General features: G+C 67.0%; 7 protein-coding genes, 1 tRNA gene and 1 pseudogene. 1 reads left to right on the plus strand and 8 read right to left on the minus strand.

Annotation, left to right across the window (positions count from 1 at the left end; genetic code table 11):
• Window positions 1-84: 84 nt before the first annotated feature.
• The 6 genes from ABD793_RS38520 to ABD793_RS38545 form a co-directional block, all read right to left on the minus strand.
• Window positions 85-795 carry an ABC transporter ATP-binding protein gene (locus ABD793_RS38520; RefSeq protein WP_344868496.1) on the minus strand — a complete coding sequence of 237 codons (711 nt, stop codon included), beginning with the start codon at window positions 793-795 and terminating at the stop codon, window positions 85-87.
• Window positions 782-1,711, minus strand: coding sequence for an ABC transporter ATP-binding protein (locus ABD793_RS38525; protein WP_344868497.1), 930 nt, complete (start codon window positions 1,709-1,711; stop codon window positions 782-784). Before ABD793_RS38525 ends, ABD793_RS38520 begins: the two co-directional genes overlap by 14 nt.
• Complete coding sequence (locus ABD793_RS38530; RefSeq protein WP_344868498.1) at window positions 1,708-2,853, minus strand: branched-chain amino acid ABC transporter permease; 1,146 nt, start codon at window positions 2,851-2,853, stop codon at window positions 1,708-1,710. Before ABD793_RS38530 ends, ABD793_RS38525 begins: the two co-directional genes overlap by 4 nt.
• Window positions 2,850-3,863, minus strand: a complete 1,014-nt coding sequence (locus tag ABD793_RS38535) for a branched-chain amino acid ABC transporter permease (RefSeq protein ID WP_344868499.1) — start codon at window positions 3,861-3,863, stop codon at window positions 2,850-2,852. Before ABD793_RS38535 ends, ABD793_RS38530 begins: the two co-directional genes overlap by 4 nt.
• Window positions 3,864-3,957: 94 nt before the next feature.
• Entirely contained in the window at window positions 3,958-5,133 is a 1,176-nt protein-coding gene (locus tag ABD793_RS38540; protein ID WP_344868508.1) for a branched-chain amino acid ABC transporter substrate-binding protein, read from the minus strand.
• A 448-nt stretch (window positions 5,134-5,581) separates the two neighbouring features.
• Window positions 5,582-6,184 (minus strand): ANTAR domain-containing response regulator, encoded by a 603-nt coding sequence (locus ABD793_RS38545; protein ID WP_344868500.1) that lies wholly within the window; start codon window positions 6,182-6,184, stop codon window positions 5,582-5,584.
• A 186-nt stretch (window positions 6,185-6,370) separates the two neighbouring features.
• Here ABD793_RS38545 and ABD793_RS38550 point away from each other — a divergent pair.
• Window positions 6,371-6,444: transfer RNA gene (locus ABD793_RS38550), tRNA-Leu, on the plus strand.
• A 629-nt stretch (window positions 6,445-7,073) separates the two neighbouring features.
• On the opposite strand, the pseudogene ABD793_RS42910 reads toward ABD793_RS38550, so the two are convergent.
• A pseudogene (locus ABD793_RS42910) lies at window positions 7,074-7,571 on the minus strand (recombinase family protein); the annotation flags it as partial.
• A complete protein-coding gene (locus ABD793_RS38555) occupies window positions 7,483-7,803 on the minus strand; it encodes a hypothetical protein (RefSeq protein ID WP_344868501.1) in 321 nt (106 codons plus the stop codon). The pseudogene ABD793_RS42910 and the gene ABD793_RS38555, both read right to left, overlap by 89 nt.
• Window positions 7,804-8,914: the final 1,111 nt, after the last annotated feature.

The raw sequence follows: 8,914 nt of genomic DNA on the forward strand, positions 1-8,914 counted from the left end.
ACCACCGGCCGCTGCACGACTGAACCCCCATGCGAGATCACACCGCCGCGGCTAAGCCACGGCAATCAGGCACGGCGATCAGGTTCAGACGCCGAGGTAGGCTTCCTTGATGCTGGTGTCGGCGAGCAGTTCCTTGCCGGTGCCGGTTTTGGTGATCCGCCCGGTCTCCAGGACGTACGCGCGGTGCGCGCGGGAAAGTGCCTGCTGCGCGTTCTGCTCCACCAGCAGCACCGTGGTGCCCTGCCGGTTGATTTCGGTGATGATCCGGAAGATCTGCTGGATGAACTGCGGGGCCAGCCCCATCGACGGCTCGTCGAGCAGCAGCAGCCGCGGTTTGGCCATCAGCGCCCTGCCGATCGCGAGCATCTGCTGCTCACCGCCGGACATCGTGCCGCCGACCTGGCTCTTGCGTTCGGCCAGCCGCGGGAACAGCTCGAAAACACGGTCGAAGTCCGGTTGCAGGTTCTTCCGGTCCTTGCGCGCGTATGCGCCCATGTCCAGGTTCTCCAGCACCGTCATCCCGGGGAAGATGCCCCGGCCTTCGGGCGACTGCGAGATTCCGCGGACCACCCGCAGATCGCCGCGCAGCCGGGAGATGTCCTCGCCGTCGAACCGGATCGTGCCACCGGAGATCGGCCGGATCCCGGAGATCGCCCGCATCGTGGTGGACTTGCCCGCGCCGTTGGCCCCGATGAGGGTCACGATCTCGCCCTCGTCGACCGTGATGGACAGTTCCGACACGGCCTTGATCCGTCCGTAGTGGACGGACACGCCGGCAAGCTCAAGCAACGTCATCGTCGGGAACTCCCAGGTAGGCGGCGATCACGGCGGGGTTCTCCCGGATCTCGGCAGGCACCCCTTCGGCGATCTTCTTGCCGAACTCCAGCACCACGATCCGGTCGGTCACGCCCATCACGAGCTTCATGTCGTGCTCGATCAGCAGCACGGTGTACCCGTCGTCGCGGATGGTCCGGATCAGCCCCATGAGCTCTTCCTTCTCCGCCGGGTTGAACCCGGCGGCAGGCTCGTCGAGGCAGAGCAGCTTCGGTTCGGTGGCCAGCGCCCGCGCGATCTCGAGCCGCCGCTGGTAGCCGTAGGGCAGGTTCTTCGCCCGGTCCGCGGCCCGGTCGGCGATGCCGACGAACTCCAGCAGCGCCATGCCCTTCTCGATCGCCTGCTTCTCCTCGCGGTGGTGGCGCGGGCTGCGCAGCAGTGCGCCGAGCAGGCTCGTGCGGTGCCGCGCGTCGGTGCCGACGACCACGTTCTCCAGCGCGGTCATCTCGCCGAACAGCCGGATGTTCTGGAACGTGCGGGCGATGCCGAGCCGGGTGATGGTGTGCCGCGAAGCCTTGCCCAGCGGCCGGTCCTCGAGCAGCACCTGCCCCGAGGTGGGCCGGTAGACGCCGGTCATCGCGTTGAAGCAGGTGGTCTTGCCCGCGCCGTTCGGCCCGATCAGCCCGAGGATCTCCCCGCGCCGGATGTCGAAGGACACCGAGTCCAGCGCGACGAGGCCGCCGAAGCGCACCGTGACGTCGTCGACCTTCAGCAGGGTCTGCCCGACCGCGACGTCGATGACCCGGTCAGGGGCGACGACGTCGGCGACCTCGGCCTCGTGTTCGGCGAGCTGGTCCGCGGTCATGTTCGCGACCTCGGCCACCAGGCCGCCTTCGGCGGGGACCTCGGGCCCGGTGCCGTTGCCGGGGACGGTCATGCCTTCCCTCCCGGGGTTTCGGGTGCCAGCGACCCGTCGCTGCTGACCTGCTCACCCTTGCCGAGCAACCGCCGGTACGCCAGCCTGCCGTAGGAGAGCAGCCGTTGCCGCGCGCCGAGCAGGCCCTGCGGGCGAAAGATCATCAGGATGATCAGCGCCAGGCCGAAGATCAGATACTTGTACTCCGCGATCTGCTGGAACCGCAGCGGCACGTAGGCCACCACGATCGCACCGAGCAGCACGCCGACCTTGTTGCCCGCGCCGCCGAGGATCACCGCGGCGAGGAACAGCATCGACGTGACCACGTCGAACTTCTGGTTGTTCACGAAACCGAGCTGGCCCGCGTAGAGCGCGCCGGAGAGACCGCCGACCGCGGCGCCGCTGACGAACGCCCAGATCTTGAACTTGAACGTGGGCACGCCCATGATCTCGGCCGCGTCCTCGTCGTCGCGGATCGCGACCCACGCGCGGCCGACCCGGCTGCGCTCCAGGTTCCCGACCACGAACAGGATGATGATGATCACCGTGACGCAGAGCCAGTACCAGGGGACCCCGTCGGTGTTGGTGAACAGCGGAGTGCCGTCGGCCTTGCTGCCCGGCGGGTGCCCGACGCCCTGGAAGCCGCGGTTGCCGCGCAGCGGGTCGACGTTGTCCGCCAGCAGCCGCACGATCTCGCCGAAGCCGAGCGTGACGATGGCCAGGTAGTCCCCGCGCAGGCGCAGCGTCGGCGTGCCGAGCAGGACGCCGAAGATCATCGTGACCACCATCGCGATCGGCAGCACGGCGAGGAACGGCAGCTTCGCCAGCGACGAGTCCGGACTGGTGAACAACGCCATCACGTAGGCGCCGACCGCGAAGAACCCGACGTAGCCGAGGTCGAGCAGACCGGCCTGGCCGACCACGATGTTGAGGCCGATGGCGACCAGCGCGTAGCGGGCCACCTCGAACATCGCGATCGGGAAGTCGTAACCCGGCTGGGTGGTGATCAGCGGCGGGTTCAGCACCGGCAGCAGGTAGACCAACGCGACCAGCGGGATCAGCACGACCCATTGCTGCACCCGGGACAGGTTGTTCCACCAGTCCGAGACCGGACGGCGGCGCTTCGCCGCAGGCGGCGCGGCCGGAGTCGAGGACGTCGTCATACCCGCGCCTTCCCGAGCGACTCGCCGAGGATACCGGTCGGCCGGAACATCAGGATCAGCACCAGCAGCGCGAACGCGACGACGTCGCGCCACGCCCCGCCGAACAGCGACTGGCCGTAGTTCTCCACGACCCCGAGCAGCAGGCCGCCCAGCAGCGCCCCGCGCAGGTTGCCGATACCGCCGAGCACCGCCGCGGTGAACGCCTTGATGCCGAGGATGAAACCGCCCTGGTACGAGGCACCCTGCGGGATCTTCATCATGTAGAACAGCGCGGCCGCGCCGGCGAGCAGGCCGCCGATGAGGAACGTGAGCGTGACGACGCGTTCCTTGTTGACGCCCATCAGCGTGGCGGTGTCCGGGTCCTGGGCCACCGCGCGGATGCCGCGGCCGAACTTGGTGCGGTTCACGAAGATGTCCGCACCGACCATCAGCAGGATCGAGGCGACCACGGTGATGATCGTGACGATCGTGACGCTGCCGCCGAAGATCGTGAACACCTCGTCGTTGCGCAGCAGGCGGATGCTGTTCTCCGGGTTGCCGCCGCGCCAGATGAACAGGATCTGCTGCAGCACGAACGAGGCGCCGATCGCGGTGATCAGGAAGACCAGCCGGGGTGCCCCGCGTTTGCGCAGCGGCCGGTAGGCCACCCGTTCCAGGGCGACCGCGGTGCCGCCGGAGACCGCCATCGCCGCCACCAGTGCGAGCAGCAGGAATCCGATCAGCGGGAGCAGCGGGAGATCGGGGGTGGCGCCCGGCCGGAATCCCAGGCCGTAGAAGGTGAACCACGTCGCGTAGGCGCCGTAGATGAACACCTCGGAGTGGGCGAAGTTGATCAGTTTGAGGACGCCGTAGACGAGGGTGTAGCCCAGCGCCACGAGCGCGTAGATGCTGCCGTAGGACAAGCCGTCGATCGTGTTGTCCCAGAACTGGTTCAGGAACGAATCCACATCGAAGGTGATCCAGTCGCTGCCGCCCTGTGCCAGGACGAGCGAACTGAGGTCATGGGTCATCGACACACTAGTTCTCCAAGTGGGTCCGGGGTGCGGCCCGGCGGGATCACCACCGCCTGGCCCGCACCCCGGTGCGTGGAACCGAAGCGGTGCGCTACTTGATCTCGGTGTTGCGGACGATCTTCCCGTTCTCCACCTTGTAGGTCCACACGGTGGTCGCGGCCAGCTCGCCGTGGGCGTCCCACTTGAAGTGCTTCGTGATGCCCTGGCCGTCGTAGTTCTTCACGAAGTCCAGCAGGCCGGCCCGATCCTTCTTGCCCGCGTCGATCCCCTTGACCAGGATCGTCGCGACGTCGTAGGCCTCCGGCGAATAGGTACCGGGGTCGGTACCGGTCGCGGCCTTGTACGCGTCGGTGAACTTGGTGAACTGGTCGGCAGGCACGCACGGGCAGGTGAAGTACGAGGTGGCGGCGGCGTCACCGGCGCCCTTCACGAACTGGTCGTCCTTCACCCCGTCCGGACCGACGAACTTGGCGGCGACACCGGCGTCGTTGAGCTGCTGCGCGAACGGCGCGGCTTCCTGGTAGTAGCCGGAGTAGAACACCGCGTCCGGCTTCTCGCCCTTGATCTTGTTGACCACCGCGGAGAAGTCGGTCTGCTTGGTCTTGACCTTGTCCTGGCAGGTGGCCTTGGCGCCGAGCGCCTTGGTGATCGACGCGGCGAGGCCGGTGCCGTACTCCGAGTCGTCCTCGATCACGCAGACCTTGCTCGCCTTGAGCTCGTCGGTGATGAACTTCGCCGCGGCCGGGCCCTGGGTGTTGTCGTTGCCCAGTGCGCGGAAGAAGGTCTTCCAGCCGTTCTGCGCCAGCGACGGGTTGGTCGCGGACGGGGAGACCGCGACCAGGCCCGCGGAGTTGAAGATGTTGCCCGCGGCCTTCGACTCGCCCGAGAACGGGAGGCCGATGACGCCGATGATGTTCTGCGTGTTCGCGATCTGGGTGACGATGCCCGGCGCCTTGTCCGGCGTGCCCTCGGTGTCGAACTGCTCCAGTTTGACCTGGCAGCCCGGGTTGGCCTTGTTGTGCTGGTCGACGGCGAGCTTGGCACCCTTCAGGATGTTCTGCCCGAGGGCCGCGTTGGCACCGTTGATCGTGCCCGCGTAGGCGATGGAGACCGGCGAGCACTGGGCCTTCCCGTCACCTGCCGGGTCCGCGGCGTTGGCCGCCGCCGACGGCGCCGCGGCCTGTGGGGCTCCGCTGTCGCCACCCGAGCCGCTGTCGGTTCGCGCCGCGCACGCGCTCAGCGAGATGGCTCCCGCCGCGGCCAGCACGATGACCTTCGTGAGTCGTGCTCTCTGCACTCGTTCCTCCAAATGCCACCCGCTCGCTCGGTGAACGGCGGGTCCCTCACTGGGACTTCGACTGGCCGCTGAACGTAGCCGCCGCGCGGGGTGTTGCACAGAGTCACAGCACGTCTTGTATCCACATCGTGACGGTCGTCAGGACTGTTAACCGACGATTTACACTCGATCGTCGGACTGTGACAACCGAGTGATAACGCTGAGTGTGCACGTGCCGCCCGAATGGAGCTCTTGACTCAGGGCCTGGTCGCTATGGGCAGTTTAGGAACTCCCTCTCCGTCATCGCGGTCGAGGCCGCGATCGCCGGACTTCAAGGTAACAAATCTGCCCTTGTGCACAGCGCAGAGCAACCGCGGACACGGCGAAGCGGGCGCGACCCCCTGGTCACGCCCGCTTCGCCGCCGGCCTGCGAGACCGGCTAGCCGATGCTCTCCACGACGGCCTCGGCAACGGCCTTCATCGTGGTGCGGCGATCCATCGCGGTGCGCTGGATCCAGCGGAATGCGTCCGGTTCGGTGAGGCCCTGCCGGCTCATCAGCAGGCCCTTGGCCCGGTCGATGACCTTGCGGGTCTCGAGCCGGTCGGTGAGCCCGGCGACCTCGGCCTCGAGCGCCTGCAGCTCGGAGAACCGGCTGACCGCCAGTTCGATGGCAGGCACCAGGTCGCGTTTGGCGAACGGCTTGATCAGGTATGCCATGGTGCCCGCCTCACGGGCCCGCTCGACGAGATCGCGCTGGCTGAACGCGGTGAGGATGACGACCGGCGCGATCCGGTCGCCGGTGATCTTGGCAGCGGCCTCGATCCCGTCCAGCTTGGGCATCTTGACGTCGAGGATCACCAGGTCGGGCTTCAGGTCGGTGGCGAGGCCGATGGCCTCCTCGCCGTCGCCTGCTTCACCGACCACCTCGTAGCCCTCTTCCCGCAGCATCTCGACCAGGTCGAGTCGGATGAGTGCCTCGTCCTCGGCGACGAGCACCCGTCGCTGAGGCACGGTGGCGGTCTCGGCAGCCTCTTCGGTCACCGGCTGTCCTCCTGAAGGCTCGACGCGACGATGGCGACGCGGTCACCCGCGAACCGTCAGCCTACCGGGAACGATCCAGATCCCACGATGGCGTTCACCACGAAGTGGCGGGCGCGACACCCAGCCCGCACCCGGGCCCCACCCAGTCCCGCGAACGAGCGCTCGCGTAGAGTCTCCCCGCGGTCGGCCCCCGTAGCCCAACTGGCAGAGGCAACGGATTCAAAACCCGTCCAGTGTGAGTTCGAATCTCACCGGGGGCACGTACAGCATCCACACAAGCAGAACCTTCGCGTTGACCAGGTGTTTTGCGTGTGGATCGCATGGTCTTACTCGTCCTTTCTGCCTGGACGGCGATCTGGGCCAGCTCGTCGGCGGGTAGTCGGATCTCGATGGTGACCTTGTCGGTGTCCTCGATCAGGCCAACCGTGAGCTGGAGGGCCTCGAACAGGCTCCGTAGGTGCTTCTCGGGTGCGTCGGCGAGGTTCATCGTGAGGAAGGGCAGTGTGCCGAGTAGGGCGAGGTCGTCCTCGCTCGGCTTGCCCGGGTCCGCTTCGTCAGCTGCGTCGACGTCAGCGATCGCCGCTTGCGTTGTCTTCTTTTGGGCCTCCAGTTCGTTGTAGGTCGTGCGCAGGCCCTGGGTGAATGGGTCATCGGGTTCGCCGTCTTGCGCCTGGCGCAGGACCGAGGTCTGACGGCGGGTTAGCTCCGACAACACACGGTGCAGCCGTTCGCGGTCGGCGTGGCGTTGCTGGGCGGCGCGATCGTCGAGTCCGTCCAGGTCCGCGGCGAGGATCGCGCGCCGACGAGGACCGAAGACGCGGTCGGCGAGAAACTGGGACACCGCGTCCAGGATGGACGGCTCGCGAAGATAGATCGCCTTCGGATGGCCTGCGTAGGTGTCGGGTCGGCCGCGGTTGTTGTTCTTGGGCCAGCACATGTAATAGGCGGTGTTGTGCCGGTGGGTGCCGAACATGCGTCGTCCGCAGCCGCAGAAAACCATGCCGCGCAGCATGTAGGTACGGCGGGTCTGCGGGTGCACGTTGGGTTCGTTGTCCGCGCGCGAACCTCGGCGCGCTTCACGGCGAGCGTTGGACTCGTCGTACATCCACTTCGGGATCAACGGCTCGTGCACCGGTTTCGGCGACCACACCCACTTGACCGGATCGTTGACTTTGCCTCCTTTTGAGCGGGAGGCGCGACGGTTGAACACCTGGTATCCGGTGTACTTCGGGTTACGCAGGATCTCGTACACGCTGGTTTTGCCCCACGCTCTACGTGCCCGTTTGCCGCCGGGCGGCTCAGGCGGCGGATACCGTTCCGGATCGGCGTTGAGCCGGTCGGCGATGGTGTCGTAACTGGCGTCCTCGTGGTAACGCCAGTTCGCGATCTGCGTCGCTGTTTCGGCCCGGACGCCCGTCGGGCTTCAGCCGGCTCTTCGTGTGGCCCTTGTCCGCCTTCGACGGGTTCGGATGCGGAATGACCTTCGCCTTGTAGCCGTATAGCGGCTTACCAATGTTGTAGCGTTCACGCACGTGGGTGCACAACCCGCCCCAGGACTGCTCCAGAGTGTTGAGGACCTCGTACTCGGCGATGGATTGGTTGATCCGGCGCTGCAGCACACGCTGCGCCCGGTTCCCCGAGAGCGTGATCGGCTCGTTGGGCGTTTCCCCGGCCGCGTTACCGCACAGTCCGAGAGCCCGGACGGCCCGGACACCGGGACACCTACTGTGCGCCGTCGTTCGATCGCCGGAGATGGCGGATTAACCACCCGGTCGTGATTGCTGTTGTCTCGCCGTTCGTCGAGTCGTCCGCGAACGGGAACACCACGACACCGTCCTGGGTCTCTACGGACTGCGCAGGTCGGTTCTTCCTCGCGGCGCGACGGTCGGCGAGTGAGATGACATCGAGCGAGATCTGACGTGGCTCGGTTCCGTCGCGGGGTACCGACCTGGAGGAACGGCTCGGATCGCACCTGAGGTTCACGTCGGTCAGTTGTATGGCAAAGGCCCGGACAACCTCTGGGCGTTGACCGGAGACCGCCACGCGGTCATCGAGATGAAGACGGGCTGCACCACCGACGCGATCGCGAAGAAGGACGTCGACCAGCTCGGCGGCTCCGTCCGCTGGGACCAGGACAATCCCCCTGGCCTCACCAGCATCCCGATCATGGTGCGCCCCAGCCGGGATCGTGAACCACCAGGGAACGCCAGTGCCGGGACGCGGGTGATCACGGCCGCCAAACTCGACGAGCTCAAGGCCGCGGCGCGGTTGTTCGCCGTGGCCGGCCGATGGGCAAGGCCGTTGGCACGACGAGCAGGGAGTGTCGGTGCAGCTCATCCAGGCCGGGCTGACCGCCGCAGACACGCAGCTCCGGTTGGTTCTGCAACGTCTCGCGAGCGGTTCCGGCTGATTCTCAGCTCCGCAGCGACGAAAAAACGCCCTGGTCCGATTCCAGACATCCAGCATGGCTCGGGGCGCATCCTCATCTGGTGGCCGTTGTCGTGGTCAGGTGACGGAAATGGTGGTCCGTCACAGCAGTTGACCCGCCGACGGTGCCATGCGGGGCTGCTCGACGTCGGACTCGCTGTGCCGGGGTGGCCGGGACGACGGTGGTCACCGTTTCTTGAGCCGCCGCCGATTGACCGTCAGTACCTCGTCTGACAGGTCCGGGGCGGCGTCCGCGATCGCCCGGGAGAGGATCAGCGCGCCGACCATTTGGCTGAACAGTGC

It is taken from the genome of Amycolatopsis ultiminotia (genome assembly GCF_039536925.1).
Lineage (GTDB): Bacteria > Actinomycetota > Actinomycetes > Mycobacteriales > Pseudonocardiaceae > Amycolatopsis > Amycolatopsis ultiminotia.